Consider the following 25,332-nt stretch of genomic DNA (forward strand, 5'->3'; position numbering starts at 1 on the left):
CGGGCGCGGCCACCGACGGGGGAGTCCAATGGACCCGACGGACACTTGACCGGCCCCTCGGACATCCCCGCGCCCACCTCCGGAGGAACCCGCATGACCGCCACGACCCCGACCCCCCAGAACGACGTACCGGGCCGGATCATGGCCCGCGAAACCGCCGAACAGCCCGCCGTCCTGCGCCGCATCCTGGACGAGGGCGCCCCGCGCATCCGCCAGGTCGCCCAGGACGTGGCCGCCCGCAAACCCCGCTTCGTCCTGCTCACCGCCCGCGGCACCTCCGACAACGCCGCCCTCTACGCCAAGTACCTCCTGGAGATCCGCCTCGGCCTGCCCTGCGGACTCACCTCGATGTCGACCACCACGGCCTACGGCGCCCGCCCCGACCTGACCGACGTCCTGGTCGTCACCGTCAGTCAGTCCGGCGGCTCCCCTGACCTGGTGGCCTCGACCCGGGCCGCCCGCGAGGCCGGCGCGATCACGGTCGCCGTGACCAACAACCCGGACTCACCGCTGGCCGCCGTGTCCGAGTACCACATCGACATCATGGCCGGGCCGGAGAAGGCCCTCCCCGCGACCAAGACGTACACGGCCTCGCTCCTCGCGCTCTACCTCTTCGTCGAGGGCCTGCGCGGCGGCGACGGCGCGTCGGCCAAGGCCCTGCCCGACCTCGCCGCGCAGCTGCTCGCCCGGCAGGACGAGGTCCGCGCCCTCGCCTCCCGCTACCGCTTCGCCGAACGCATGGTGATCACCTCGCGCGGCTACGGCTACCCCACCGCCAAGGAGGCCGCCCTCAAGCTGATGGAGACCAGCTACATCCCCGCCCTCGCCTACTCCGGCGCCGATCTCCTGCACGGCCCCCTGGCCATGGTCGACAACGTCTCCCCGGTGATCGCGGTCGTGACCGACGGCAAGGGCGGCGCAGCCCTCCAGCCCGTGCTCGACCGACTCCGCGGCCGGGGCGCCGACCTCGTCGTCATCGGCCCGGCCGGCCAGGTCGAACAGGCCTCGGCCGGCTTCGTCCTGCCCGTTGAGGGCGTCCCCGAGGAACTCCAGCCCATCCTGGAGATCCTCCCGCTCCAGCTCCTCGCCTACGAGGTCACCATCGCCCGGGGCCAGGACCCCGACGCGCCTCGCGCCCTGGCCAAGGTGACGGAGACCCGCTGATGGAAAAATGCCAAGACCATCCAGCCCCGCACAGGACTCAACACCGTTAGGCTTCCAACGAACATCCTTCAACGCATGGACACGGATAGTGGTCTAGTCCAGAATGTGTATGTGTTAAAGGCGCAAGCCCCCGTCTTCCCCGCACAGGAGGACGGACCGAGGAACCGAGGCTCTCTGCCCTGACTGCCCCGGCTCCTCATCCATCGGCCGATCGGGACCGCACACCCCGTGGCCGTTGCTGCTCCGGGCTGCGGTGCCGGGAGGGTTGAGGGTCCCTCCCAGGCGCCGCGGCCCGCGGGTGTTTTTAGGACAGGTACAGACCGGCGGGTACGCTCGCAGACGTGCCCTCCATGAACGAACTCGTACGCCAGCACACCGCACTCGACGACTCCGACCTCGAGTGGCTCCACCTGCTGGTCTCGGAGTGGCAGTTGCTCTCCGACCTCTCCTTCGCCGACCTGGTCCTGTGGGTTCCCACGCGCGACGGCACCCGCTATGTCTCCGTCGCCCAGATGCGGCCGAACACCGGCCCCACCTCGTACCAGGACGACATGGTCGGCCACCTCGTCCCGCGCGGCCGCCGCCCCATGCTGGACGTCGCCCTCGACGAGGGCCGGATCGTGCGCGAGGGCGACCCGGAGTGGCGCGAGGAGGTCCCGGTCAGGGTCGAGTCGATTCCGGTACGACGGGACGGGCGCGTCCTGGGTGTCATCGCGCGCAACACCAACCTGCTCACCGTGCGCACCCCGAGCCGACTCGAACTGACCTATCTGCAGAGCGCGTCGGACCTCGCCCAGATGATCGCGGCCGGTTCCTTCCCGTTCCCGAACCAGCAGGTCGACATGGACGCCTCGCCGCGCGTCGGCGACGGACTGATCCGCCTCGACGGCGACGGCATCGTGCAGTACGCCTCACCGAACGCGCTGTCGGCGTACCACCGCATGGGTCTCGCCACCGACCTCGTCGGCCAGCCCCTGGGCGTGACCACCGCCGAACTCGCCCCGACCCGGGGCCCGGTGGACGAGGCGCTCGCCAAGCTCGCCAGCGGCTGGGCGCCACGGGAGTTCGAGATCGAGGCGCACGACGGTGTGATCCAGTTCCGGGCGATCCCCCTCAAACCCAAGGGCACCCGCGTCGGTTCACTGGTGCTGCTCCGGGACGTCACCGAACTGCGTCGCCGCGAGCGGGAGTTGATCACCAAGGACGCGACCATCCGGGAGATCCACCACCGGGTGAAGAACAACCTCCAGACGGTCGCCGCCCTGCTCCGCCTCCAGGCCCGCCGGATCGACTCCGAGCGCGGCCGGGAGGCGCTGGAGGAGGCCGTACGACGGGTCGGGTCGATCGCGATCGTGCATGAGACGCTGTCTCAGAACCTGGACGAGCGGGTGGAGTTCGACGAGATCGCCGACCGGGTGCTCGCGATGGTCGCCGAGATCTCCCCGGGCAAGGTCACCGGCCGGCGCAGCGGTCGCTTCGGGATACTGGACGCCGAGGTCGCGACCCCGCTCTCCATGGTGCTCACCGAGATCCTGCAGAACGCGCTGGAACACGGCTTCCGTGAGGGCGAGACCGGCACGGTGGAGGTATCGGCCGTGCGCGGCGGCAGCGCGAAGGACGCCCGCTTGCTGGTCACCGTGCAGGACGACGGCGTAGGACTCCCCGAAGGGTTCGACCCGCACCGCTCGGGCAACCTGGGCCTGCAGATCGTACGGACGCTGGTGGAAGGCGAGTTGGGCGGCACCTTCGACATGGTGGCGGCGCCGGAGCGGGGGACCAGGGTGATCCTGGATGTGCCGGTGCAGGCGCACAAGTAAGCGGTCAGACAAGCAAAGAGCCCCGGATCACTGGGTGATCCGGGGCCAGTCGCTCGTTGCTATGCGCATCGGGGGTACTGCGCGCTGCGGCTCGGGGGCGGGAGATGCGTACGCGCTGTACGCGCCGCCAAGCTCAGGCTGTCGAACGGGGTGCGTGTCAGGCGGAGGCCTGACGGGCCCGGTTGCGAGCGGCGCGGCGCTTCATGGCGCGGCGCTCGTCCTCGCTGAGACCACCCCAGACGCCGGAGTCCTGGCCGGACTCAAGCGCCCACTGCAGACACTGGTCCATGACGGGACAGCGACGGCAGACGGCCTTGGCTTCCTCGATCTGCAGCAGCGCAGGACCGGTGTTGCCGATGGGGAAGAAGAGCTCGGGGTCTTCCTCGCGGCAAACGGCGTTGTGACGCCAGTCCATGGCTGCTACCTCTCCTTGGTATTACGTGCGGGTTGCTTGTGAATGTGAACGCTTTCACGAATCCCTCAACAAGTGAAGGGCCGCCCATCAGGTTTCCCTGATGTGGTCCTGTGAGTTGAAGAGGGGTTCTGGTGATCCGAGGACGCCGGTGTTGCGGGCTGTCCCGACCGCCACGTAGAGACTCGCAAACCTCAGCGGCGGATACAACCCCTTCTGGAAAGTTTTTTTTGATTCCTCGGTGTCGACTAGGTCACAGCCGTACTTCCATGGGGTGGACCCTGGTCTAAACGTTCGAGTGAAAGGACTTCAGCCCTTTCTGCTCACACAATCACACGCAGTGCACGGCGTACGCCTGTGAACGTCACGCTCGTACGCAGTCCGAGGTGGTCGCCGTCCATCTGGAGGGGCAGGGGGACCTTCGAATGCAAGGTGAACTCGCTCAGGTCGTGCAGAGCCGCAGCGTGCTTGCCATGGGGTCCGCGCTCGGGGGACGAAGTGAGCAACTGGGTGCCATACCGGGCAACCGCGGCGCTGGACAGGCGGCTGAGTCCGAGTACGTCGAGGCCTTTATCGAACGACGCCTTAGGTGACGTGTACATCGGGCGATTACCCAGGTACGTCCAGGGCGACGTGTTCGAGACTATGGCCACCACCAGATCGGTGACCGGGTCCTCGCCGGGCTGCTCCAGGGTGATCGTCCCGTGCCTGCGGTGCTGCTCACCGAGGAACTGCCGGACCACCTGGCGTACATACAGCGCGTGCGTGGACTTCTTGCCCTGCTCCCGCTGCTGTTCGACCCGCCCGACGACCCCCGCGTCGAACCCGAGCCCGGCGTTGAAGGTGAACCAGCGGGACGGCACCGCCTCGTCCTCGGTGCCGGGTGTGCCGGAGGTCAGCCCGAGGCCGACCGTGCGCTCGCTGCCCTCGCGCAGGGCGTCGAGGATGGCGCCGGTGGCCTCGACGGCGTCGTTGGGCAGGCCCAGGGCGCGGGCGAAGACGTTGGTGGAGCCGCCGGGGACCACGGCGAGACCGGGCAGGCGCTCCGGGTCGGGACCGGTGTGCAGCAGACCGTTGACGACCTCGTTGACCGTGCCGTCGCCGCCGAGGGCCACGACCAGGTCCACGTTCCCGCTCTCCGCGGCCTGCCGGCCGAGGTCGCGCGCGTGGCCTCTGTACTCGGTGGTGACCGCCTCGAGCTTCATCTCGCTCGCGAGCGCGTGGAGCAATACGTCGCGCGTACGTGCGCTTGTGGTGGTTGCCGCCGGATTGACCACGAGAAGTGCACGCATGGGTTGCAGCGTACCTACTGGGTGGTACTCGGCCCATACCGAGGTAGGGGTTGGGTAAGAGGAGACGGCGTGAGCCTGAACACCAGGGGCCGTTTCACGAGGGCTACCCTTCTGGGGTGAGCGCTCAGCAGACCCCCGCCCCGGAGACCGCAGGCCCCGACGGACCCCGTCCGCGCCGGCTGACCTACGCGGCGGCCCTCGTCGCGCTGGAGGGGCTCGCGCTCGCCGTCGCCGGGGTGTGGATGCTCGTCCTGGGCATCACCGGCGAACCGGACGACCGGCAGCAGGCGGTGACCGGCGGGGTGACCCTGGTGGTGCTCGCGCTGCTGCCGCTGCTCGCCGCGCGCGGGCTGCTCGGCCGACGCGGCTGGAGCCGGGGCCCGGCCGTCATCACGCAGGTCATGGCGCTGCCCGTGGCCTACAACCTGCTCCAGGCCGACAGTGTGGCCATCCCGGCCGGTATCGCGCTCGCGGTGGTCGCGGTGGCCTCGCTGGTACTGCTGGTGAACCCGGCGACGACACAGGCCCTCGGAATCCGAGGGCCCGGTCGTCGTACCGAAGAGCCGAAGGGCTAGACCCCGGCCTGCTCCTCGGCCTACTCCTCCACGAGGAGCTTCTCCCGGAGCTGGGCCAGAGTCCTGGCCAGCAGCCGGGACACATGCATCTGCGAGATGCCGACCTCCTGCGCGATCTGCGACTGCGTCATGTTGCCGAAGAACCGGAGCAGCAGGATCCGCTTCTCCCGGGGCGGCAGGTCCTCCAGGAGCGGCTTGAGCGACTCCCGGTACTCGACGCCCTCCAGCGCCTCGTCGTACGCGCCCAGTGTGTCCGCGACCGCCGGGGACTCGTCGTCCGTGTCGGGAACGTCCAGGGACAGCGTGGAGTAGGCGTTGGCCGACTCCAGGCCCTCCAGGACCTCCTCCTCGGAGATGCCCAGCTTCTCGGCCAGCTCGTGGACCGTGGGGGAGCGGCCATGGCGCTGCGAGAGCTCCGCCGTCGCCGTGGTCAGCGAGAGGCGCAGCTCCTGGAGCCTGCGCGGGACCCGCACCGCCCAGCCCTTGTCGCGGAAGTGCCGCTTGATCTCGCCGACGACCGTCGGGGTCGCGTAGGTCGAGAACTCGACGCCGCGCTCCGGATCGAAGCGGTCGACCGACTTGATCAGGCCGATGGTGGCGACCTGGGTCAGGTCGTCCAGCGGCTCGCCGCGGTTGCGGAAGCGACGCGCGAGATGCTCGACGAGCGGCAGGTGCATACGGACCAGCCGGTTGCGCAGCTCCGCGTACTCGACGCTGCCGTCCTTGAGGGTGCGCAGCTCGATGAAGAGTGCGCGCGCCCCGCTGCGGTCCTCGTGCCGCGTGCTGTGCACGCTCGGTGTGCTCTGCACGCTGTCCTCGGCGTTCCGCTCGTGCTCGCTCATCGTCCCGCCTGTCGCCCTTCCCCGCGCTCTCGCCTCCTCCCCCACGCTCGAACCGGCCTGAGCGGGGGGACCCCCGGGTGCGGGGGAGGCCCCACCAATACGCACAGCACCGTCCTGCTCACGTTGACCGTCGTCCATCAAACCGGCCTCCGAGGGTTCTTCCTCCGGGTGCGGCCGGGCCTGCTCGGGAATTCCGCCGCGGGGCACGAGGGAACCGCTGTCCGCCGTGCGGCGGGATCCGTCTGAGCCGCCCTCGGCCGGCAGCTCCCGTGTGCCGCGCTCTTCGTCCCGCACCGGCCCGTCCCCGTTCCTCACGCCGGCCCGGGTCCCGCGCCGCGCTGTTTGTAGAGGCTGATCGAAACGGTCTTGTCCTCGTCGACTGCCGATGAGACCTTGCCCGCGAGGGCCGAGAGCACGGTCCAGGCGAAGGTGTCGCGCGAGGGGGCGTGACCGTCCGTCGTCGGGGCGGAGACGGTGACTTCCAGCGAGTCGTCCACGAGGCGGAAGACACAGCTGAGCACCGAGCCCGGCACGGCCTGCTGGAGCAGGATCGCGCACGCCTCGTCCACCGCGATGCGAAGGTCCTCGATCTCGTCGAGGGTGAAGTCCAAACGGGCCGCGAGACCGGCCGTGGCCGTACGCAGCACCGACAGGTAGGCACCCGCAGCCGGCAGCCGGACTTCCACGAAGTCCTGGGTCGCGGGCTCGCCTGCGATCTGGGACACCCTCACCTCCAAGGTGGTACAAGCTCTTTCGGGGGCCCAGGGGTCGCCCCCCGGGGTAACGCGATACTTGGTTCAGCGGTGACGCTACCGCGCTCCGAACTTTTCTGTCCCCGGGACCCCAACCCCATGCTGTCACTCATAGTAAACCTACGGATACGCTCCGTGGCTAGGGGTCCTGCGGGCCCAATTGGGAAGAGCGCGCGCCGGGTTGACGTACCCAGACGTCAGACGGTCGAACCGTCGAAACCGGCGGTCGGATGACGAGTCACAGGAGTACGTGGTCCACGAAGCACCAGCGCCAGCTCTCCCCGGGCTCGAACGTCCGCATCACCGGATGTCCGGACTCCTTGTGATGTGCTGTCGCGTGGCGGGCGGGCGAGGAGTCGCAGCAGGCGACATGGCCGCAGAAGAGGCAGAGTCGCAACTGCACGGGGTGGGTGCCGGCCGCCAGACACTCCAGACAGGTCTCGCTCTGGGGTCCCGGCTCGGGGAGCGGCAGCGCGTCGGCGTGCGTGCACTGTTTCATGATTGCCAGATTACGACGGGTGTGCGGTTGGCCGCGCGGAAAAACGAGGGCGGGCGAGGACGATGGACGTGATGCCACTGCTGTTGCTGGTGGCGGGGAGCGCCGTGGTGGCCGCGGCGGCCCGGCGCACCCCGGTGCCGGCACCGCTGCTGCTGGTCGCGGTCGGGCTGGTCGTCTCGTACGTCCCGGGGGTGCCCGACTACACCCTCGACCCCGAGGTCGTACTGCCGTTGCTGCTGCCCCCGCTGCTGTACACGTCGGCCACCGACAGCTCGTATCTCGATCTGCGCGCCCAAGTGCGGCCCGTGGCGCTGCTGTCGGTGGGATACGTGCTGTTCGCGACCTTCGTGGTCGGGTGGGCCGCGTACGAGATCGTGCCGGGGCTGCCGCTGACCGCGGCGCTGGTGCTGGGCGCGGTGGTGGCGCCACCGGACGCGGTCGCCGCGACGGCGGTGGCCCGCCGGGTCGGACTGCCCTCGCGGATCACGACGATCCTCCAGGGCGAGTCCCTGCTGAACGACGCCACCGCGATCACCGCCTACAAGGTGGCCCTCGCGGCCGCGGTCGGCGAGGGTGCCACCTGGGCCGGCGGTATCGGGGAGTTCCTGCTCGCGGCCGTCGGCGGGGTCGGGGTCGGGCTCATCATGATGGTGCCGATCCACTGGCTGCGCACGCACCTCAAGGAGGCGCTGCTCCAGAACACGCTGTCCCTGCTGATCCCGTTCGTGGCCTACGCGGTGGCCGAGCAGGTGCACGCCTCCGGGGTGCTGGCCGTCGTGGTCGTGGCGCTCTATCTGGGGCACCGCGCGTGGGAGGTCGATTTCGCGACCCGCCTCCAGGAGGAGGCCGTGTGGAAGATGGTCGCCTTCGTGCTGGAGTCCGCGGTGTTCGCCCTGATCGGGCTGCAACTGCCGGTCGTTCTCAAGGGCCTTGGGGAGTACGAGGGCGTGGACGCCGCCTGGTACGCGATCGCGGTCTTCGCGGTGGTCGTCGCGACCCGGTTCGTGTGGGTGTTCCCGGCGGCCTTCCTGCCCCGGATGCTGTCGCGGCGGATCAGGGAGCGGGAGGAGAACCCCACCTGGAAGGGGGCGATGACCACCGGGTGGGCCGGGATGCGGGGCGTGGTCTCGCTCGCCATCGCCTTCTCGATCCCGCTCACGGTGCACGGCGGCGACCCCTTCCCGCAGCGCAACATCATCCTGTTCCTGACCTTCACGACGGTCATCGGGACGCTGGTGGTGCAGGGGCTGAGCCTGCCGCCGATCATCCGCCTGCTGAACTTCCCCGGCCGCGACGCCCAGGCCGAGACGCTCGCCGAGGCCAACGCCCAGGCACAGGCCTCCAGAGTGGCCGAGAAACGCCTGGAGGCCCTCCTGGAGGACGAACGCAACGCCCTGCCCCCTCCGCTCGCCGACCGCCTCCGCGAGGTCCTGGAGCGCCGCCGCAACGCCGTCTGGGAGCGCCTGGGCGCCACCAACCCCGTGACCGGCGAGACCGTCGACGACACCTACCGCCGCCTCTCCCGGGAGATGATCAGCGCCGAGCGCTCGATGTTCGTGCGCCTGCGCGACGGCCGCTACATCGACGACGAGATGCTCCGCACCCTGCTCCGCCGCCTCGACCTGGAGGAGGCGGCGGCCTATCGGGAGGCGGCGTAGGAACTCACGGGAACGGCCGGCCGGTGACGACCGCCGCGATCGTCGTCCCGCGCGGGAACGCGCCCTCCTCCGCCAGGACCACAAGTCCGTAGAGCAACTTGGCGACATAGAGACGCTCGACCGGCAGCCCGTGGCGCTGCTCGAAGTCCTCTGCGAAGGCATCGAGTTCGGCCGGCACGCGCGCGTAGCCCCCGAAGTGGAAGCGGTCGTCGAGCGACCAGTCGCCCCGGCTGCCGCCGAAGGCGCGCTCCTGAAGGCTCTCGATGTCGGCGGTCAGAAAGCCCCCCTTGAGCACTGGTATCCCCAGGGCGCGCTGGTCGGGAGCCAGGCCGGCGGCCAGGCCGGCCAGTGTGCCGCCGGTTCCGCAGGCGAGGGCGACGACGTCGGCACGCGCGCGCAGTTCCTCGCCGAGGGCCCGGCAGCCGCGTACCGCGAGGGAGTTGCTGCCGCCCTCGGGCACCACGTACGCGTCCTGCGCGTCCGCCGCGCGCAGGAGGGCGGCCAGGGTCTCCGGTTCGGTCTTGCGCCGGTACGTCGACCTGTCGACGAAGCGGAGGCGCATCCCGTCGGCCGCGCACCGGGCCAGCGACGGGTTGAGCGGGCGGTCCGCGAGCTCCTGGCCGCGGACCACACCGACCGTGCGCAGACCCAGGAGGCGGCCCGCGGCGGCGGTGGCGCGCAGGTGGTTGGAGTAGGCGCCGCCGAACGTGACGACCGTACGTCCGGCCGCCGCCGCGAGGTTCGGCGCCAGCTTGCGCCACTTGTTGCCGATCAGCTCGGGGTGGATCAGGTCGTCCCGCTTGAGCAGCAGCCGGATGCCGTGCCGGCCGAAGCGCCCGTCCGCGATCTCCTCCACCGGTGACGGGAGCCGGGGCCGCAAGGCGGCGGGGTCGGGGCTGGTCACGGCACCATTGTCGCCCGGGTCCCGCTGGGGGCTACTTCAGCCGGTCGCGGACCCGCTCGCGCAGCCACGCCATCGTGAACCCGCGCGGGTCCACCTTCCCGGGCTGCCACTCCAGGTGCCCGATCACCGACCGCTCCGACCAGCCGTGGTGGCGGCAGATCGCCGCGGCGACCTTCTCGATCGTCGCCAACTGGGCCTCGGGCCACGGGTCCTCGCCGTCGCCGAGGTTCTCGCACTCGAAGCCGTAGAAGTGCCGGTTGCCGTCGGTGTTGGCCTCGTTGTCGTGCGGCAGCGCCTTCTCGGCGATCACCGCGCGCAGCACGTCGTCGTCGCCGAGCCCCGCGTGGTTGGCGCGGCCGTAGCCGACCAGGTGGAGACGGCCGTCCTTGGTGATGACGCCGTGGCACAGCGGGCCGGGCAGGTCGGGGCGGCCCTCGCGGCACAGGTCCACCGTGTGGGCGCTGCCCTTGGTGACCGTGTGGTGGATCATCACGCCGTGGACGGGGCCCCACGGACCCTTGTGGTTGCGGTTGTGGTGCTCCCAGTCGCCGACCTCGACGACCGTGACGCCCTCCGCCTTCAGACCGGCCAGAAAGCCGCCCGCGGACATGGGTGAGGCCATGAACGCCTCCTTCGCGCTGTGCGACGGCCGACGTGCACGGCCGCCTGTTATCGCTGCTTGTACCGAAAAACTCCGGTACGGACGACTTGTTCGTACGGCGTGCGAGCCGATCCGGACACCAGCGGCCCCGGCGGCAACTCGAACAACATTCGACGTAAACAGGCCCCGTGCCCAGCGGGATGATGATCCATTCCCGCTCTTTCGGGTAATACCACCGGCACGTTCCGTGAGGAAGGCTGGTGCGCGAGAACGATGCCGGGCGCACAGGTGCCGGGCATGCAATGGGGAGGGCATTTCTCTATGTCGGTAGGCGAAGAGGTCCGCGCGGAGCAGAACAAGCCGCAGCAGAGCCTTGGCACGGCGGCTGCGCGGAACCTGGCCACGACCACCAAGTCCGCGCCGCAGATGCAGGAGATCAGCTCCCGCTGGCTCCTGCGCACACTGCCGTGGGTGAACGTGCAGGGTGGCACATACCGGGTGAACCGACGGCTGAGCTACTCCGTCGGCGACGGCCGGGTGACATTCGTGAAGACCGGCGACCGCGTCGAGGTCATCCCGGCGGAACTGGGCGAACTGCCCGCGCTGCGGGACTACGAGGACGAGGAGGTCCTCTCGGAGCTGGCCACCCGCTGCCGCCAGCGCGAGTTCGCCCCGGGGGAGGCGATCGCGTCGTTCGGCAGCCAGGCCGACGAGGTGTACCTGCTGGCACACGGCAGGGTGGAGAAGGTCGGCACCGGCCCGTACGGCGACGACACGGTCCTCGGAGTCCTCGCCGACGGCGCCTACTTCGGCGACCAGGCACTGCTCGACCCGGAGGCCATCTGGGAGTACACGGCCCGCGCGGACACCGCCTGCACGGTGCTCGTGCTGGCCCGCGGGGACGTCGAGCAGGTCGCGGAGCGCTCCGACACCCTGCGCGACCACCTCACGCGGCTGCGCGCGATCCCCGAGCAGCGCACCAACAAGTACGGCGAGAAAGCGATCGACCTCGCCGCGGGCCACTCCGGCGAGCCGGACATCCCGCACACGTTCGTGGACTACGACGCCCGGCCGCGCGAGTACGAACTGAGCGTCGCCCAGACCGTGCTGCGCATCCACTCGCGCGTGGCCGATCTCTACAACCAGCCGATGAACCAGACCGAGCAGCAACTGAGGCTCACCGTCGAGGCGTTGAAGGAGCGCCAGGAGCACGAGCTGATCAACAACCGCGAGTTCGGGCTGCTCAACAACTGCGAGTACGACCAGCGGCTCCAGCCCCACGACGGCGTCCCCAGCCCGGACGACCTCGACGAACTGCTCAGCAGGCGGCGCGGCACCAGGATGCTCCTCGCCCACCCGCGCGCGATCTCCGCGTTCGGCCGCGAACTCAACAAGCGCGGACTGGTCCCGGAGTCCATCGACATCGGCGGCAACCGCATCCCGACCTGGCGCGGGGTGCCGATCTACCCGTGCAACAAGATCCCGGTCAGCGACCGCCGGACCACCTCGATCATCGCCATGCGTACCGGCGAGGCCGACCAAGGCGTCATCGGCCTCCAGCAGGCCGGCATCCCGGACGAGATCGAGCCGAGCCTGTCGGTGCGCTTCATGGGCATCAACGAACAGGCCATCATCAAATACCTGGTGACGGCCTACTACTCGGCGGCCGTCCTCGTGCCGGACGCCCTCGGCGTTCTGGAGAACGTCGAGATCGGCCGCTGGAGGTGACGTTTCACCAGCTGGACACCGTGTCCCCGCCCGTCGGGGCGGGTACACCCCGGTCGTATGCCGGCGGCCGTGGCACGGACGCCGCCGTGCGCGGACTCTCCGAGGGGGACCCGATGGCCGAGTTCAGGACGGAGACCGCCGAGTTCGGGACGGGGACACCACAGCACACGGACGGGACACGGCCGCTCGACGGGCACGAGGCGGCGGTGATCCTGGAGGGGGCCCGGGCGTCCGTCGACCCCGAGCTGCGCTCGGCGATCGACTCGCTGCCCGGCTCGATGCGCCGGATCGCGCTCTACCACTTCGGGTGGGAGCACGCGGACGGCACACCGGCGGCGGGCAACGCAGGCAAGGCGATCCGCCCCGCCCTCGTCCTGGCCGCGGCCACCGCGCTCGGCGGCGAGCGGGCCCGGGCGGGCGCGCTGCGGGCCGCGGCGGCGGTGGAGCTGGTCCACAACTTCACGTTGCTGCACGACGACGTGATGGACCGGGACACCACCCGCCGCCACCGGCCCACCGCGTGGACCGTGTTCGGCGACCCCGACGCGATCCTCGCCGGGGACGCGCTCCAGGCGCTGGCCCTGAGGCTGCTCGCCGAGGACCCGCACCCCGCGCACTCGGCCGCCGCCGCCCGGCTCGCGGACTGCGTCGTCGAACTGTGCGCGGGCCAGCACGCGGACACGGCCATGGAGAAACTCGGCCCCGGCGAGGTCACCCTCGACGAGGTGCTCGCCATGGCCGAGGCCAAGACCGGCGCGCTGCTCGGCTGCGCCTGCGCGGTGGGCGCGCTGTACGCGGGGGCGTCCGCCGAGGACGTCGAGGCGCTGGACGCGTTCGGCCGCCAGGCCGGGCTCGCCTTCCAGTTGATCGACGACGTCATCGGCATATGGGGCGACCCCGGCCGCACCGGCAAACCGGCCGGCGCCGACCTCGCCGTACGCAAGAAGTCCCTGCCCGTGGTCGCCGCCCTCACCTCGGGCACACCGGCGGCCGCCGAGCTCGCGGAGCTGTACGGAGCGCCATACCGGGAAGGGGGGGAAGGGGAGTTGGAGCGCACCGCGCTCGCCGTCGAGCGGGCGGGCGGCCGGGACTGGGCGCAGGCCCAGGCGGCCGACCGGATGGCGCGGGCCGTGCACGAGCTGGCCCGGGCGATCCCGGATCCGCAGGACGCGGGCGGTCTGCTCGCGCTGGCCGAGTTCGTGACCCGGCGCAGCAGTTGATGACTCCGGGGCCTTCGAAGGCCGCGCGGCCCTGACTCCGCGCGACCACCGGGCCCCGGACGGAAGGGTCCCGCGCATCCCCACGGTGCGCGGGGCCCGTTCCCGTCCGGCGAAATCCCGATAGGCTCAACACCCGTACGGAATACGACTGTTGAGACGTGGGGGCGGGACATGGGCGTGGCGATACGGGCAGCGGGCGAGGGCGACCGGGAGCTGGTCGTCCGGCTGTTGGACGAGGCCTTCCAGGACGATCCGGTGAGCGGCTGGATCTTCCCCGACGCCGAGTACCGCCGCACCACCCACCCCAAGCTGATGGCCGCCTTCACCGACGCCGTCCTCGCCGACGGCCGCATCGACCTCGCCGAGGACGGCGCGGCCTGCGCGCTGTGGCTGTCGGTACCGGGCGAGGCGCATCCGCAGGACGGCCCGGACGAAGCCGTACAACTGCGCGAGGCGGTCGACCCGGGCAACGAGCGGGTCGAGACGATCGCCCGGCTGATGGAGGCCGGGCATCCCGCCGACCGGGCCCACGAGTACCTGTGGATGATCGCCGTGAAACCCGCCCGCCAGGGCGAGGGCCTCGGCGCCGCGCTCATCCGGCACGTCCTGGACCGCTGCGACCGCGAGGGCCTGCCCGCGTATCTGGAGGCGAGCAGCGAGCGCAGCACCAAGCTGTACCAACGGCTCGGCTACGCGTTCACCGACCGCACCCTCGACCTCCCGGACGGCCCGCGCATGTATCCGATGTGGCGCGAGCCCCGCACGGCTCTACGCTGAGGACATGGGCAGCGAAGAACACACCTGTCCCGTCTGCGGACAGCACGTGAGCACGGTCGTCCGGCGGTACAAGACGCTCGGCGCATGGGTACCGAAGTGGGTGGACGGCCCATGCCGGAACCCCGAGTGCGAGGCGTACGTCCCCGAGGGCGCAGAGCCCGATGAGCCGGGGGCGCGCACCTCGGCCGGGCCGACGTCGTAGCGTGATCCCATGCCTGACAACGAACCCACCACCATCCTCCACATCACCGAGCGAGCCCTCTGGGACGCGGCCCGCGAGCGCGGCGCCTTCGAGTGGTCGACCCGCGGCCGCACCCTCCAGGAGGAGGGCTTCATCCACTGCTCGACCCGTGCCCAACTCCCGCGCGTGGCAGCCTTTTTGTACGGTTCCTACGACGGCCCCGACGACCTGGTGGTCCTGGTCGTGGACCCGGCACGGCTCACGGCACCGCTGAAGTACGAGGCGCCCGAGCCGGGCGGCGAGGAGTTCCCGCACGTGTACGGGCCGATCCCGGTGGACGCGGTGGTGGATGTGGAGGCGTGGACGGCGTGAACCGGTTATGGCGCCGGGCCCTCGTCGCGTGGACGGTCGCCGTGGTCGTCGGGGGCGGGCTGACGCTGTGGTTGCGGGACTCCGGTGATGCGCGCGAGCCCGGGGTGACACCGACGCCGTCGCTGAGGCAGGACGCCGCCGCTTGTCCCACGCCCACGGACTCGCGGTACGACGACCCCCGGCGGATCGTCGTCTGCGTCAAGGACGGCTAGGCAGTCCGCCCGTCTCCGGGTCGCGGCCCGTCAGGCAGTACGTGCCGCCCGCCGGGTCCCGCATCACCGTCCAGTGCCTGCCGTGGGAGACGACACTCGCGCCGAGCCCCTCGTACCGGGTCCTGGTCGCCTCGATGTCCGCGCAGGCCAGGTCGAGATGGGCGGAGGCGGGGCGTTCCTCGCCGAGGCGCTGGAGCAGGACGCGGATCGGCAGCCCGGGCGGCGGCTTGAGCACATGGAACTCGGGGAGCGAACCCGACAGCGAGGCCCAGTCGGGCAACAGGGCGCTCCAGAAGGCGACTTCGGCGTCGTAGGAGCCGGGCCCGATGTCCAGGCACACCTGGTCGAGGCGGCTGCCGGCCACGACGGGCGGCCGTACGGACTCGCCGTGCCAGGGGACCGCGCAGAACAACTGCCCTGCGGGGGACCGGAGTACGGCCCAACCGTCGTGCTCGGCGACGGTGTCCGCGCCGAGCCGCAGCGCGGACGCCACGAACGCCGGCACGTCCTCCACCGAGAAGTCGAGATGCGCGCCGCCCGGACCCGACTCGACCCCCTGGACCTTCACGCAGGCGTCCGCCCCCTCCGCCAGCAGGGTGACGAACTCCCCCTGCTCACCGCGCGGTTCGGACAGCCGGGTGTCCGTGACAGCCGTCCAGAATGCGCAGGCGGAGTCGAAGTCACCGAGCGGACGGTCGACGAAGGCGTGGGTCCAGCGGATGCCGGCGGGGATGCTCATCGCGTGATCGTAAGCGGGACGCCCCACCCCGGCCGCGCGGTTTTCAGTCCTCGCCGCGCTGCATGAACCGCAGCATGTTCCCGGCCGGGTCGCGGAACGCGCAGTCGCGGACGCCGTACGGCTGGTCCGTCGGCTCCGAGATCACCTCGGCGCCGGACTCCCGGACGCGGGCGAACAGGGCGTCGCAGTCGGTGGTGGTGAAGTTGACCCCGCGCAGGGTGCCCTTGGCGAGCAGCTCGGCCATGGCCTGCTTGTCGGCGGGGGAGGCGTCCGGGTTCGCGGCCGGCGGCTCCAGGACGATCTCCACGTCCGGCTGCGCAGGCGACCCCACGGTCACCCACCGCATGCCCTCGAAACCGACGTCGTTACGGATTTCCAGCTCCAGGACGTCGCAGTAGAAGGCGAGCGCCTTGTCGTGGTCGTCGACGGCGATGAAGCACTGGCGGAGTTTGAGATCCATACGGGAAAGGCTAGGGCCGTGGCGGCGGTCCCGCCCTGTTGGGCCGGGTAAAAGTGCGGGCCACGCAGGACGGGATCACCGCGCCGGCCTCGTGGGAGCGGGCCCGGTAGGCGCTCGGGGTCTCGCCGACCAGCTCGGTGAAGCGGGAGCTGAAGGAACCGAGGGACGTACAGCCCACGGCCATGCACACCTCGGTCACGCTCAGGTCGCCGCGCCGCAGCAGCGCCTTGGCGCGCTCGATCCGCCGGGTCATGAGGTAGCTGTACGGCGTCTCCCCGTACGCGGCGCGGAAGCTGCGCTGGAAGTGGCCCGGTGACATCAGCGCGGTCCGCGCGATCGACGCCATGTCGAGCGGTTCGGCGTACTCGCGGTTCATCCGGTCGCGGGCCTGGCGCAGCCGTACGAGGTCGTCGCGGTTCACGGGGTCCAGGATGGCACGTCGGGGAGCCGAGGTAGAGGGGCGTGAGGCTCGGTGGCCGGTCATCACGAATCGTGATCGTCGTCGGACGGGATCGCGTCTGGGACGGGCCGCCCGTCGGTGCTGGACTTGATCCATGACGGAGCGCCGCCGCCCAGGTGCGTGGCGAGGACCCCGTCGTACTCCCCGCCAGGCCCGATCGGAGATCTCCATGCCCCTCATCCACGTGTCGCAGACCCCCGGCAAGACCACCGAGCAGAAGAGCGAGCTCGTGCGCGAGCTGACCGAGGCCTATGTGCGGGCGACCGGCGCGAAGCCGGAGAGCGTCTGGGTCACCGTGCAGGAGATCGCCACCGACAGTTGGTCGATCGCCGGGGAGACCCTCGCGGCTCGCGCCGCCCGGAGCTGACACCTTCCGCGGACCGCCGGTCCGGACCCGATCTCCCCCGTTCCGGTCCGGACCGGCTCCGGGACCACGGCCGAACACCGGCCGCCCGCCTGCCTCTTGACCCCACACCTCAGGGAAGCCGTACATGACGACCATCCCGGCCCGCACGCCGTACGCGCTGCTCCTCGCCGTGCTGTGTTCGCTCAACGCAGGCGGCCTGTTCGCCTCCGACATCAACCTCCCTGGCGTTCCCGCCACCGCGCACGCCTTCGACGCCCCCGTCTCGTCGGTCCAGTGGACCTTCAGCGCCTTCATGATCGGCATCGCCGTGTCCCAGGCGGTGTACGGGCCGCTGTCGGACGCCTACGGCCGCAAGCGCGTCATCGTCTCCGGCCTGGGCCTCTTCGTCGTCGCCTCCCTGGTCTGCGCGGCCGCGCCCACCATCGGGTTCTTCGGCGCCGGCCGGCTGCTCCAGGCGCTGGGCGCCGGATCGGGCATGGTGATCGGCCGCGCGGTCATCAGCGATCTGTACGAGGAGAAGGACGCGGCCCGGATGTTCGCCACGGTCATGCCGATCGTGGGCGTCTCCCCTTCGGTCGCCCCCCTGGTCGGCGGCTATCTGACCACGTACGTGAGCTGGCGGGCGCCGTTCGTGGTGACCGCGCTGATCGGCGCCCTGACCCTGGTCGTCATGGTCGGCTGGGTGCCCGAGAGCCTGCCGCCCGAGCGGCGCAGCCGGCACCTGGGCGCCACCCTGCGCGGCTACCCGCGGCTGCTCACCCGTCCCCTGTTCTGGGCCTACACCCTCAACCTGGTGGTGGCGTACGGCGGTTACTTCGGTTACCTGGCCGCCTCCCCGCTGATCTTCGAGCGGATGGGTCTGGCCACCGTGACCACCAGCTACTGCTACATCACCGTCTCGGTCGCCTATGTGGCGGGGAATCTGACCTCGCGCGCCCTGGTGCGCACCCGGGCGATCGACCGGCTGCTGTGGTGGGGGCACGGATTCTTCTTCGCCGGCGCCCTGATGATGCTGACGCTCGGATTCAGCGGCGCGGGCGGCCGGTGGGGGCTGCTGGTCCTGGTCCTCATGCCGGTGATGACCTTCGGCAACGGATTCCTGCTGCCGCTGTCCATGAGCGCCGGTGTGACCACCTTCCGCTCCACGGCGGGCTCTGCCTCCGGGCTGATGGGCGCGCTCCAACTGCTCGGCGCCTCGCTCGGCATCTTCACGGTCAGCCGGCTCCCCGCGGGGGACCTGTTCAGCCTCGGCTGGTACGTCGTCATCGCTTCGCTGCTGGGAATCGCGGCCTTCCGCCTCTTCCTGACGCTGGCCGCACGGCGGACCCCGGCACCGGCCGGGGAGCCCGCTCCGGCGGGAGCGGGCCCGCAGATGGTGGGCGGGAGCAGGTAGTGGGCCAGGCCACGTATATGGATAGTAAATTTCTGCCGCGAATCCTGTGAGCCATGAGAAGATCACCTCCGTGACAGCGACCCTGCTTGGCAGGGGGGTACGGGGGCCCAGTGGAATTGCGTCAGATCCAGTACTTCGTGGCGGTGGCCGAAGAGTTGCATTTCGGCCGGGCCGCCGAGCGGCTGAACATCGGGCAGCCGGCCGTGAGCCAGCAGATCCGGCGGCTGGAAAGAGAACTGCGAACAGACCTTTTCGACCGATCCCGTCGCACTGTTCAGCTCACTCCCGTCGGCCGGGAACTCCTGGCCGAAGGGAAAGAGATTCTGCGTGCGGTGGATTCTTTTTCGGCCAAGGCCAGAAAAGTAGTGGCGCGCGAGAGCGACACATTCCGGCTCGGTATCAGTTCGGCGCTCGGGCGGCGTCTCGACTATTTTCTGGACGCCCTGCCCCGGCACGGGTCGAGCACCCGTTTCGAATTCCAGACACTCGGCGTGCAGGAGCGTCTGGAGGAACTGCGGGCCGGCGCGCTGGACGCCGCCTTCGTCCGCGGCGTCGAGAGCGTGCCCGGTCTGACCCTGCTCACCCTCTGGTACGACCCGCTGATGGTGGCCCTCCCCGCAGCGCACCCGCTGGCCGAAAAACCCGCCCTCGACCTGCGCGATCTCGCCGAGGTCCCGCTGCGCATCGCCGAGCGGGCGCAGAACGAGGTGCTCTACGACTCGGTGGTGCAGGCCTGCCGGGAGGCCGGTTTCCAGCCGGTGATCGGGCCGCCCTTCACCGGCCTCCAGGACACCCTGGCCGAGATCGGCGCCGGTTCGACCGGCTGGACCCTGATGTACCCGACGGCGGTGAGCGCGGTGTCCTCACGACGTATCGCGCTTAAAAGGCTCGTCAATTTTCCCATCACCATGCGAATGTCATTGGCGCTGCGCCCGGACAGCGACCAGAGGTGGTCCTCGATGCTTTCCGAGGCCTGTTCCCGGGTTCGCCGTCAGGTCGCCGAGGAGAATTCGGTCATTCTCGGAGGACTGTACTGAGTGCGCTTGGATTTCATGCGGCCGTAAACTGGCAGCGCTTGCTCCGCCGATAACGGCGATGCTAACGTTCGTGATGCCTTTGGGGGGTCACGTTCAGTGATACGAAAAGGCAGAAACTGCACCGCAGAGAACTCCGGGCCCGCTCGGCAGTGATTCCTTCCGCGAATCCGCCGATCCGTAATACGGGCCCGTTGCAGTGTGAAACGGTAACGGGGGAAAAGTATATCGGCGCCGTGCTGCTGATATTCCGTCGCGGTTCACGATGCGACCCATCGACCGCGACCGCAGGCTCAACGACGAGCCCTCCCGTGCTCATCACCGCTACCACGGACAGCCAATGGAGGAGACACATGGTCACCAACCTTGATGTGACGCTGCGCGACGGGGGCTATCGCAACAACTTCGACTTCCCGCTCGACTACGCGCTGCACCACGCCCGCGAGAGTGTGGCGGCCGGCGTCGAATGGGTCGAGATCGGCTACCGGAACGGGTCCTTCCAACCCAAGCCGGGCGTGGGACCGACCGGCGTCGGCGCCGACGACTACATACGGGCCGTCGCCGAGGTCATCCCGCCCGAGCGCATCTGCATGATCCTGCACCCGAAGAACATCGAGGACGACGACCTCACGCTGATGTACGAGGCGGGTGTGCGGCTCGTCCGGTTCTGCCTGCCGTCGAAGACCCCCGAGCCCGGGCTGGCCATGCTCCGCAAGGCCGCCGACCTCGGCTTCACCACCACCGTCAACCTCACCCGGGTCAGCCAGCTCGACCGCCGGCGGCTGGTCGAACTCGCCGCGCTCTCCGAGGACGCCGGGGCGGACGTGATCTACCTGGCGGACTCCAACGGCAGCCTCCTGCCGGACGAGGTCTCCAGACTGGTCACCCTGGTGCGCTCGGTGACCGGCTCGGCCATCGGTCTGCACGCCCACAACAACCTCGGCCTCGCCCTGGCCAACTCCATCGCGGCGGTCGAGGCCGGCGCCACCTGGATCGACTCGTCGGTCCTGGGCATGGGCAAGGGGCCGGGGAACCTGATCACCGAGCAGTGGCTGGCCTACCTGGCGCGGGCCGAGGGCGCCGAGCGCTACGACCTCGGCCGGATCCTCACCCTCGCCCACCGCATGGAGACCGAGATCCCCGAGGCCACGCCCTCGCTGCCGCTGCCCGACCTGGTCCTCGGCCACTTCGACCTGTCCGTCGAGGAGCGCGGCAAACTGCCCGACCACCACATCGGCGCCGCCTTCAGCGCCGCCCGCGAACTCACCTCCGCGGCGGTCGCGGCGTGACCTCGCACCTCGCGACACCGCTGCCGGCGTACTCCACCGCGCCGGCGCCGGTCGCCGTACGACTCGGCGACGAGCGGGCCCCGCGTACCGCGGCCGTCTTCGCCCCCGTCATGCCGACCTGGGACCGGGGCGCCTTCCTCGCCCCCGTCGCGGGGGCGCTGACGGCGGGTCACCGGGTGACGGTGTACGACACCCTGTCCCTGCTGCGGGACGGCGACGACCTCACCGCGCTCGCCGCCCGCTGGGCGGAGGTCCTCGACGCCGAGGATCCCGACCTGCTGGCGGGCAACGCCCTAGGAGGCGCGGTCGTCCAGCACCTCCTCGGCCGGCCGTGCACCCGGCGGGCCCGCGTCGTCCTGCTCTCCGCGCCCACCGTGGCCGACGGCCCGCTCGACGCGGCACTGGAACGCGTCGCCGCCGCCGTGTCCTCGCACGGCATGGCCACCGCGCTGCGCCTGCTCCACCAGGTGGTCCGCGGCCCGGAATCCCCGGAAGGCTCCGTGCCTCTCGAAGACGATCCGGCGGCCGGACGGAGGCTGGCCGCCGGGCTGCGACTGCTGCGCGGCGCCGACGCCCGCCGGTACGTCGAGGCGTTCCCCGGGCAACTGCTGCACCTCTACGGCACCGAGTCCCGCCTCGTACGAGGTCACCACCTCGCCACCGGCCCCGGGCACACCCGCGTCGGCATCCCGCGGGCCGGCATGCGCCCCCACGCCGACCAGCCGGAAGCCACCCGCCGGGCCATCACGGAGTTCCTCGGCCACCCCCTGACGGAGAAGGACATATGAGCAGGAAGACCGTGGCGGTGCTGCCCGGCGACGGCATCGGCCCCGAAGTCCTCGACGCGGCGCTCCCGGTGATCGACGCCCTCGGTCTGCCCGTCGACCTCGAACACGGCGACATCGGCTGGGAGTTCTGGCGCACCGAGGGCGACCCGGTGCCACCGCGCACCTGGGACCTGATCGGCCGCAGCGACGCCGTACTGCTCGGCGCGACCACCAGCAAGCCGGGCCGCGAGGCCCTCGACGACCTCGAACCGCACCTGCGCGAGCGGGCGCCGCGCTATGTGTCGCCCATCATCCAACTCCGCCAGCGGCTGGACCTGTTCGCCAACCTCCGCCCCGTCGAGAACCACCTCGGCGGCACCCCGTACCGCTTCTGCGTCGTGCGGGAGAACACCGAGGGCCTCTACGCCGGCCTCGACTGGAGCCGGGTGCCCGAGCCGATGTGGCCGCTCGTCGCCGAGCACCCCAACGCCCGACGCAGCGGCCCGGACGGCACCGCGGCGAGCGTGCGGATGCTCACCCGGCACGGCCTCGACCGCATCCTGCGCTTCGCCTTCGAGCACGCCCGCGCCCACGGCCACCCCCTGGTCACGCTCGCCGACAAACCGAACGTCCTGCGGCACAGCAGTGCGTTCGCCCGTGAGCGGCTGGAGGAGATCGCCGCCGGGTACCCCGGGATCGCGTACGAGATCCTCAACGTGGACGCCGTGGCCCTGTGGATGGCACGGCGCCCGGAGCGCTTCGGCGTGATCGTCGCCGAGAACATGTTCGGCGACATCCTGTCCGACCTCGGCGGCGGAGTCATGGGCGGGCTGGGCCTCGCACCCAGCGCCAACATCGGCGAGCACGGGAACTACTTCGAGCCGGTGCACGGCAGCGCCCCGGCCCTGGCCGGCACCGGCCGCGTCAACCCGCTCGCCGCTTTCCTCACCGTCGGGCTCCTCCTGGAGCACCTCGGGTTCACCGGGGCCGCGGACGAGGTACGGGGTGCGGTCGCCCATGTCGCACGCCGCCGCGACCGGGTGACGTACGACCTCGGCGGCACGGCCACCACGGGAGAGTGCGCCGCGTCCGTGCTCGACGCCCTCGGTACGGCACCGGGCGCGCACACCGCCGCCGTCGTCACCGTCGGGGACGAACTGCTGCGCGCCGCTCTGGAGGACACCAACGCCTCCGAGGCCTCCCGCAGGCTCGCCGCCCGGGGGCTGCCCGTGCGGATCCGGCACACCGTCGGCGACGACGAGGCGGCGATCGCCGACGCCGTGCGGGCCGGTCTGGGCCGGGACGACGTGGTCGTCGTCATCGGCGGGCTCGGCCCCACCTCGGACGACGTGACCCGGGTCGCCGTCGCCCGCGCCCTGGGCCGCCCGCTGGAACACCGCGAGGAGGCCTGGCAGGGCGTCGTCGAGCGGCTCACCCGTTTCGGGGTCGCCGTCCACGAGGACAACCGCCGCCAGGCCCTCTTCCCGCAGAGCGCGCTCCTGCTGCCCAACTCCGGTGGTACGGCGTGGGGTTGCCGCGTCGATGTCGAAGGCACCACCGTGGTGATGCTTCCCGGCCCGCCCCGCGAGTGCCTGCCCATGCTCGACACCGTGCTCCGCGACGGCCTCGGCCACCTGCCCGAACCGGTGGCCGTGAGCGCCGTGTTCCGCCGCACCCTGGGTCTCATCGAGGCGGACGCCGCCGCCGCGGTCGATGCCGTGGTCCGCGACCAGGGGCTCAGGGTCAAGCCCGCCTACCGCTGGCACTACCCGTACGTGGACATCCGCGTCGACTGCCCGGCCGAGGACGCCGGGGAACTGGCCAAGCGGCTGGACGCCGTCCTCGCCGGACACGTCGTCACCGACCGCGAGCGGACCGCCGTGGAGGAACTCGCCGGGTTGCTCGCGGCCCGCGCGCTGGCACTCGACCTGGAGGACCGGGTCACCGGCGGCCGACTCGGGGCCGAACTGGCCGCCGTACAAGGGCAGTTCGAGGCCGAGTCCGGCGGGACGCTCGCCGCGCTGCTCGACGCGACCTGGGACACCGGAAGCCGGGAGCACCACACCGGCACGGTCCGGCTCCGCTGCACCGTGCGCGACGGGTCGGGGGAGCGGACCGGCGAGCTGACCGTCCCCAACCGGGGCCCCGAAGTCGCCGACTACGCCGCCCAGTTCGCCGCTTGGACCATCGCCCGCCGGCTCACGGAGGAGACCGTATGACCACCGCGCCCGCCGTCACTTTCCCGGAGATCCCGGACTCCCTGGACAGCGCGCTGCGCGCACGGCTCGCGCGGCTGGACACGGCCGCCCTGTCCGACGCCGTCGACAGCCTGCGCGCCGCGCCGTGCGTGCTGCCCGGCATCCGGCCGCGCACTCCGGGCACCGTCGCCTTCGGCCCGGCGTTCACCGTCCGCTACCGGCCGGTCGAGAACGACGGGGCCTTCCACAACGCGGCCAACTACATCGACGACGTCCCGCCCGGCTCCGTGGTCGTCGTCGACAACGGCGGCAGCCACGCCTGCACCAACTGGGGTTCCCTGCTCACCTCGGTGGCGCTGCGTCGCGAGGTCGCGGGCACCGTCGTGCACGGATCCGTCCGGGACGTACGGGAGAGCCGCGAGGCCGGCTACCCGCTCTTCAGCACCGCCGTCAGCATGGTGAGCGGCAAGAACCGGGTCGTGCTGGACCGCACCGGCGTCGCCCTGGACCTCGCCGGCACCCTCGTCACCCCGGGCGACCTGGTCTTCGCGGACGACAACGGAGCGCTGCGCGTCCCCGCCGACCTGGTCGAGGAGGTCGTCCGCAGGGCAGAGGCCGTAGAGCGCACGGAACGCCGTATCCGCGAGGCGGCGACGGACGGCACCCGGCTGGACGAGGCCCGCTCCCGCTTCGGCTACGCGCGACCGTGGGAGGACCGGGGCCACGATGACGTCGACTGACGTACGCCCGGCGCCTTCCGCCGCCCGGGCCCGGTTCATCGATGTCCACTACCACTCCGGCCCGGACGCCTACGTCCGGCGCTGGACGGCGTCCGAGGCCGGTGAACGCTACGCGCGGCTCGGCGGCTGGGTGGTGCTGAAGAACCACCTGGGCTCCACGGCGGCCCAGGCCTGGGAGGCCCGTCGGCAGGGCCTGCCGGTGTCGGGGTCGGTCGTGCTCAACGACATCGCGGGCGGCCTGGACCTCCGGGCGGTGCGGCAGGCGGTCGTCCAGCACGGAGAGGACAGCGGCCTGCGGCTCATCGTCCACCTCCCGACGGTGACCGGACGCGCCCACAGGAGCCGGCTGGCCCGCACCCCTTCCCACCTGCTGCTGGCGGACGGTCTGCGCCCGCTCACCGTCACGGGCGAGGACGGCACCCTGCGGACAGAGGTGCGCGAACTGCTGCGCATGGCCCGCGACCTGCCGATCGTGATCTCCACCGGCCACGCCGACGGCCGTGAGGTGCGCCTGCTCGTCGAGGAGGCGGTACGGCTGGACACCCCCCGCCTGATGCTCAACCAGCCGGCCAACCCGCTGACCGGTCTGACCTGCGCCGACCTGCTCGACCTCGCGTCGGCGCGGCAGGTCTACACCGAGCAGACGGCGCTCACCCACCTCCTCGGCTACCAGGACTGGGACGACTTCTCCGCGGTCCTCGCCCGTGTCCCGAGGCTGGTCTACAGCTCCGACCTGGGGCAGACCTCCCAGATGGACATCGAGGAGTGGCAGACGAACACGGAGAGCTGGTTCACCAAGGCGGGCCTGGACGAGGCAAGGATCACGGAGATCACCCGGGACGCTCCGCTGCGGATGCTCGGAGCGTGAACCACCCGGGA

The 25,332-nt window shown here is 71.0% G+C and carries 28 protein-coding genes; 18 read left to right on the forward strand and 10 right to left on the reverse strand.

What is annotated here, in order from left to right:
• Positions 1 to 93 precede the first annotated feature (93 nt).
• Positions 94 to 1,164, forward strand: a complete 1,071-nt coding sequence (locus AB0M63_RS04635) for an SIS domain-containing protein (protein ID WP_366018345.1) — start codon at positions 94 to 96, stop codon at positions 1,162 to 1,164.
• Positions 1,165 to 1,514: 350 nt separating this feature from the next.
• Positions 1,515 to 2,981 (forward strand): PAS domain-containing sensor histidine kinase, encoded by a 1,467-nt coding sequence (locus AB0M63_RS04640; protein WP_355917709.1) that lies wholly within the window; start codon positions 1,515 to 1,517, stop codon positions 2,979 to 2,981.
• Positions 2,982 to 3,138: 157 nt separating this feature from the next.
• Here the strand turns inward: AB0M63_RS04640 and AB0M63_RS04645 are convergent, their stop codons facing one another.
• Positions 3,139 to 3,396 carry a WhiB family transcriptional regulator gene (locus AB0M63_RS04645; protein ID WP_006142322.1) on the reverse strand — a complete coding sequence of 86 codons (258 nt, stop codon included), beginning with the start codon at positions 3,394 to 3,396 and terminating at the stop codon, positions 3,139 to 3,141.
• Between the two features lie 320 nt (positions 3,397 to 3,716).
• A complete protein-coding gene (locus tag AB0M63_RS04650) occupies positions 3,717 to 4,685 on the reverse strand; it encodes a diacylglycerol kinase family protein (protein WP_355917512.1) in 969 nt (322 codons plus the stop codon).
• Between the two features lie 116 nt (positions 4,686 to 4,801).
• Here AB0M63_RS04650 and AB0M63_RS04655 point away from each other — a divergent pair, with 116 nt between their 5' ends.
• Positions 4,802 to 5,260, forward strand: a complete 459-nt coding sequence (locus AB0M63_RS04655; protein ID WP_366018346.1) for a hypothetical protein — start codon at positions 4,802 to 4,804, stop codon at positions 5,258 to 5,260.
• A gap of 20 nt (positions 5,261 to 5,280) precedes the next feature.
• On the opposite strand, the gene AB0M63_RS04660 is transcribed toward AB0M63_RS04655, so the two are convergent.
• From AB0M63_RS04660 to AB0M63_RS04670, 3 genes are all read right to left on the reverse strand, one after another.
• Entirely contained in the window at positions 5,281 to 6,396 is a 1,116-nt protein-coding gene (locus tag AB0M63_RS04660) for an RNA polymerase sigma factor SigF (protein ID WP_366018347.1), read from the reverse strand.
• A gap of 17 nt (positions 6,397 to 6,413) precedes the next feature.
• A complete protein-coding gene (locus tag AB0M63_RS04665) occupies positions 6,414 to 6,827 on the reverse strand; it encodes an anti-sigma regulatory factor (protein WP_004925829.1) in 414 nt (137 codons plus the stop codon).
• Positions 6,828 to 7,092: 265 nt separating this feature from the next.
• Positions 7,093 to 7,353: a UBP-type zinc finger domain-containing protein gene (locus tag AB0M63_RS04670; RefSeq protein ID WP_355917503.1), complete on the reverse strand. Its 261-nt coding sequence runs from the start codon at positions 7,351 to 7,353 to the stop codon at positions 7,093 to 7,095.
• A 62-nt stretch (positions 7,354 to 7,415) separates the two neighbouring features.
• On the opposite strand from AB0M63_RS04670, the gene AB0M63_RS04675 reads away from it, so the two are divergent.
• Entirely contained in the window at positions 7,416 to 9,011 is a 1,596-nt protein-coding gene (locus AB0M63_RS04675; protein WP_355917500.1) for a Na+/H+ antiporter, read from the forward strand.
• A 4-nt stretch (positions 9,012 to 9,015) separates the two neighbouring features.
• Here AB0M63_RS04675 and AB0M63_RS04680 read toward each other — a convergent pair whose 3' ends face one another.
• Together AB0M63_RS04680 and AB0M63_RS04685 are read right to left on the reverse strand one after the other, a co-directional pair.
• Positions 9,016 to 9,915 (reverse strand): pyridoxal-phosphate dependent enzyme, encoded by a 900-nt coding sequence (locus AB0M63_RS04680; RefSeq protein WP_366018348.1) that lies wholly within the window; start codon positions 9,913 to 9,915, stop codon positions 9,016 to 9,018.
• 31 nt (positions 9,916 to 9,946) lie between these two features.
• Positions 9,947 to 10,537 (reverse strand): N-acetylmuramoyl-L-alanine amidase, encoded by a 591-nt coding sequence (locus tag AB0M63_RS04685; RefSeq protein WP_355917495.1) that lies wholly within the window; start codon positions 10,535 to 10,537, stop codon positions 9,947 to 9,949.
• A gap of 300 nt (positions 10,538 to 10,837) precedes the next feature.
• On the opposite strand from AB0M63_RS04685, the gene AB0M63_RS04690 reads away from it, so the two are divergent.
• The 6 genes from AB0M63_RS04690 (at position 10,838) to AB0M63_RS04715 (ending at position 15,006) form a co-directional block, all read left to right on the forward strand.
• Positions 10,838 to 12,244: a family 2B encapsulin nanocompartment shell protein gene (locus AB0M63_RS04690; protein ID WP_366018349.1), complete on the forward strand. Its 1,407-nt coding sequence runs from the start codon at positions 10,838 to 10,840 to the stop codon at positions 12,242 to 12,244.
• A 113-nt stretch (positions 12,245 to 12,357) separates the two neighbouring features.
• Complete coding sequence (locus tag AB0M63_RS04695; protein WP_366018350.1) at positions 12,358 to 13,464, forward strand: family 2 encapsulin nanocompartment cargo protein polyprenyl transferase; 1,107 nt, start codon at positions 12,358 to 12,360, stop codon at positions 13,462 to 13,464.
• Between the two features lie 171 nt (positions 13,465 to 13,635).
• Entirely contained in the window at positions 13,636 to 14,241 is a 606-nt protein-coding gene (locus AB0M63_RS04700) for a GNAT family N-acetyltransferase (protein ID WP_366018351.1), read from the forward strand.
• A gap of 4 nt (positions 14,242 to 14,245) precedes the next feature.
• The gene (locus tag AB0M63_RS04705) at positions 14,246 to 14,443 is read left to right on the forward strand and encodes a hypothetical protein (protein ID WP_355917484.1); all 198 of its coding nucleotides are present in this window, start codon (positions 14,246 to 14,248) and stop codon (positions 14,441 to 14,443) included.
• 9 nt (positions 14,444 to 14,452) lie between these two features.
• Complete coding sequence (locus tag AB0M63_RS04710) at positions 14,453 to 14,794, forward strand: DUF952 domain-containing protein (RefSeq protein ID WP_355917481.1); 342 nt, start codon at positions 14,453 to 14,455, stop codon at positions 14,792 to 14,794.
• Positions 14,791 to 15,006, forward strand: coding sequence for a hypothetical protein (locus tag AB0M63_RS04715; protein WP_355917478.1), 216 nt, complete (start codon positions 14,791 to 14,793; stop codon positions 15,004 to 15,006). The genes AB0M63_RS04710 and AB0M63_RS04715 overlap by 4 nt, the downstream gene beginning before the upstream one ends.
• On the opposite strand, the gene AB0M63_RS04720 is transcribed toward AB0M63_RS04715, so the two are convergent.
• The 3 genes from AB0M63_RS04720 to AB0M63_RS04730 are packed head-to-tail and all read right to left on the reverse strand — an operon-like array spanning position 14,993 to position 16,626.
• The gene (locus tag AB0M63_RS04720) at positions 14,993 to 15,745 is read right to left on the reverse strand and encodes a VOC family protein (protein WP_366018352.1); all 753 of its coding nucleotides are present in this window, start codon (positions 15,743 to 15,745) and stop codon (positions 14,993 to 14,995) included. The two genes, AB0M63_RS04715 and AB0M63_RS04720, sit on opposite strands and share 14 nt — an antisense overlap.
• Before the next feature lie 43 nt (positions 15,746 to 15,788).
• On the reverse strand, positions 15,789 to 16,205 hold the full coding sequence (locus AB0M63_RS04725; RefSeq protein WP_355917472.1) for a VOC family protein: 417 nt from the start codon (positions 16,203 to 16,205) through the stop codon (positions 15,789 to 15,791).
• Between the two features lie 10 nt (positions 16,206 to 16,215).
• Complete coding sequence (locus AB0M63_RS04730; protein ID WP_200687222.1) at positions 16,216 to 16,626, reverse strand: helix-turn-helix transcriptional regulator; 411 nt, start codon at positions 16,624 to 16,626, stop codon at positions 16,216 to 16,218.
• Between the two features lie 208 nt (positions 16,627 to 16,834).
• Between AB0M63_RS04730 and AB0M63_RS04735 the strand changes: the two genes are divergently transcribed.
• The 8 genes from AB0M63_RS04735 (at position 16,835) to AB0M63_RS04770 (ending at position 25,321) form a co-directional block, all read left to right on the forward strand.
• Entirely contained in the window at positions 16,835 to 17,032 is a 198-nt protein-coding gene (locus AB0M63_RS04735) for a 4-oxalocrotonate tautomerase family protein (RefSeq protein ID WP_355917468.1), read from the forward strand.
• A gap of 124 nt (positions 17,033 to 17,156) precedes the next feature.
• Positions 17,157 to 18,425: a multidrug effflux MFS transporter gene (locus tag AB0M63_RS04740; protein WP_366018353.1), complete on the forward strand. Its 1,269-nt coding sequence runs from the start codon at positions 17,157 to 17,159 to the stop codon at positions 18,423 to 18,425.
• A 110-nt stretch (positions 18,426 to 18,535) separates the two neighbouring features.
• Positions 18,536 to 19,462, forward strand: coding sequence for a LysR family transcriptional regulator (locus AB0M63_RS04745; protein ID WP_355917463.1), 927 nt, complete (start codon positions 18,536 to 18,538; stop codon positions 19,460 to 19,462).
• A 350-nt stretch (positions 19,463 to 19,812) separates the two neighbouring features.
• Complete coding sequence (locus tag AB0M63_RS04750; protein WP_366018354.1) at positions 19,813 to 20,748, forward strand: hypothetical protein; 936 nt, start codon at positions 19,813 to 19,815, stop codon at positions 20,746 to 20,748.
• Positions 20,745 to 21,536 (forward strand): hypothetical protein, encoded by a 792-nt coding sequence (locus AB0M63_RS04755; protein ID WP_366018355.1) that lies wholly within the window; start codon positions 20,745 to 20,747, stop codon positions 21,534 to 21,536. The genes AB0M63_RS04750 and AB0M63_RS04755 overlap by 4 nt, the downstream gene beginning before the upstream one ends.
• A complete protein-coding gene (locus AB0M63_RS04760; RefSeq protein ID WP_366018356.1) occupies positions 21,533 to 23,734 on the forward strand; it encodes an isocitrate/isopropylmalate family dehydrogenase in 2,202 nt (733 codons plus the stop codon). The genes AB0M63_RS04755 and AB0M63_RS04760 overlap by 4 nt, the downstream gene beginning before the upstream one ends.
• Positions 23,731 to 24,453, forward strand: coding sequence for an RraA family protein (locus AB0M63_RS04765; RefSeq protein ID WP_366018357.1), 723 nt, complete (start codon positions 23,731 to 23,733; stop codon positions 24,451 to 24,453). The genes AB0M63_RS04760 and AB0M63_RS04765 overlap by 4 nt, the downstream gene beginning before the upstream one ends.
• Positions 24,440 to 25,321, forward strand: coding sequence for a DUF6282 family protein (locus AB0M63_RS04770; protein ID WP_366018358.1), 882 nt, complete (start codon positions 24,440 to 24,442; stop codon positions 25,319 to 25,321). Before AB0M63_RS04765 ends, AB0M63_RS04770 begins: the two co-directional genes overlap by 14 nt.
• Positions 25,322 to 25,332 lie beyond the last annotated feature (11 nt).

The sequence above is a fragment of the Streptomyces sp. NPDC051576 genome, assembly GCF_040681835.1.
Taxonomy (GTDB): domain Bacteria; phylum Actinomycetota; class Actinomycetes; order Streptomycetales; family Streptomycetaceae; genus Streptomyces.

Coding starts and splice junctions, on each gene's coding strand:
- AB0M63_RS04635 (WP_366018345.1), top strand. CDS start 94: ATGACCGCCACGACCCCGACCCCCCAGAACGACGTACCGGGCCGGATC.
- AB0M63_RS04640 (WP_355917709.1), top strand. CDS start 1,515: ATGAACGAACTCGTACGCCAGCACACCGCACTCGACGACTCCGACCTC.
- AB0M63_RS04645 (WP_006142322.1), bottom strand. CDS start 3,396: ATGGACTGGCGTCACAACGCCGTTTGCCGCGAGGAAGACCCCGAGCTC.
- AB0M63_RS04650 (WP_355917512.1), bottom strand. CDS start 4,685: ATGCGTGCACTTCTCGTGGTCAATCCGGCGGCAACCACCACAAGCGCA.
- AB0M63_RS04670 (WP_355917503.1), bottom strand. CDS start 7,353: ATGAAACAGTGCACGCACGCCGACGCGCTGCCGCTCCCCGAGCCGGGA.
- AB0M63_RS04675 (WP_355917500.1), top strand. CDS start 7,416: ATGGACGTGATGCCACTGCTGTTGCTGGTGGCGGGGAGCGCCGTGGTG.
- AB0M63_RS04685 (WP_355917495.1), bottom strand. CDS start 10,537: ATGGCCTCACCCATGTCCGCGGGCGGCTTTCTGGCCGGTCTGAAGGCG.
- AB0M63_RS04690 (WP_366018349.1), top strand. CDS start 10,838: ATGTCGGTAGGCGAAGAGGTCCGCGCGGAGCAGAACAAGCCGCAGCAG.
- AB0M63_RS04695 (WP_366018350.1), top strand. CDS start 12,358: ATGGCCGAGTTCAGGACGGAGACCGCCGAGTTCGGGACGGGGACACCA.
- AB0M63_RS04700 (WP_366018351.1), top strand. CDS start 13,636: ATGGGCGTGGCGATACGGGCAGCGGGCGAGGGCGACCGGGAGCTGGTC.
- AB0M63_RS04705 (WP_355917484.1), top strand. CDS start 14,246: ATGGGCAGCGAAGAACACACCTGTCCCGTCTGCGGACAGCACGTGAGC.
- AB0M63_RS04710 (WP_355917481.1), top strand. CDS start 14,453: ATGCCTGACAACGAACCCACCACCATCCTCCACATCACCGAGCGAGCC.
- AB0M63_RS04720 (WP_366018352.1), bottom strand. CDS start 15,745: ATGAGCATCCCCGCCGGCATCCGCTGGACCCACGCCTTCGTCGACCGT.
- AB0M63_RS04725 (WP_355917472.1), bottom strand. CDS start 16,205: ATGGATCTCAAACTCCGCCAGTGCTTCATCGCCGTCGACGACCACGAC.
- AB0M63_RS04735 (WP_355917468.1), top strand. CDS start 16,835: ATGCCCCTCATCCACGTGTCGCAGACCCCCGGCAAGACCACCGAGCAG.
- AB0M63_RS04740 (WP_366018353.1), top strand. CDS start 17,157: ATGACGACCATCCCGGCCCGCACGCCGTACGCGCTGCTCCTCGCCGTG.
- AB0M63_RS04750 (WP_366018354.1), top strand. CDS start 19,813: ATGGTCACCAACCTTGATGTGACGCTGCGCGACGGGGGCTATCGCAAC.
- AB0M63_RS04760 (WP_366018356.1), top strand. CDS start 21,533: ATGAGCAGGAAGACCGTGGCGGTGCTGCCCGGCGACGGCATCGGCCCC.
- AB0M63_RS04765 (WP_366018357.1), top strand. CDS start 23,731: ATGACCACCGCGCCCGCCGTCACTTTCCCGGAGATCCCGGACTCCCTG.
- AB0M63_RS04770 (WP_366018358.1), top strand. CDS start 24,440: ATGACGTCGACTGACGTACGCCCGGCGCCTTCCGCCGCCCGGGCCCGG.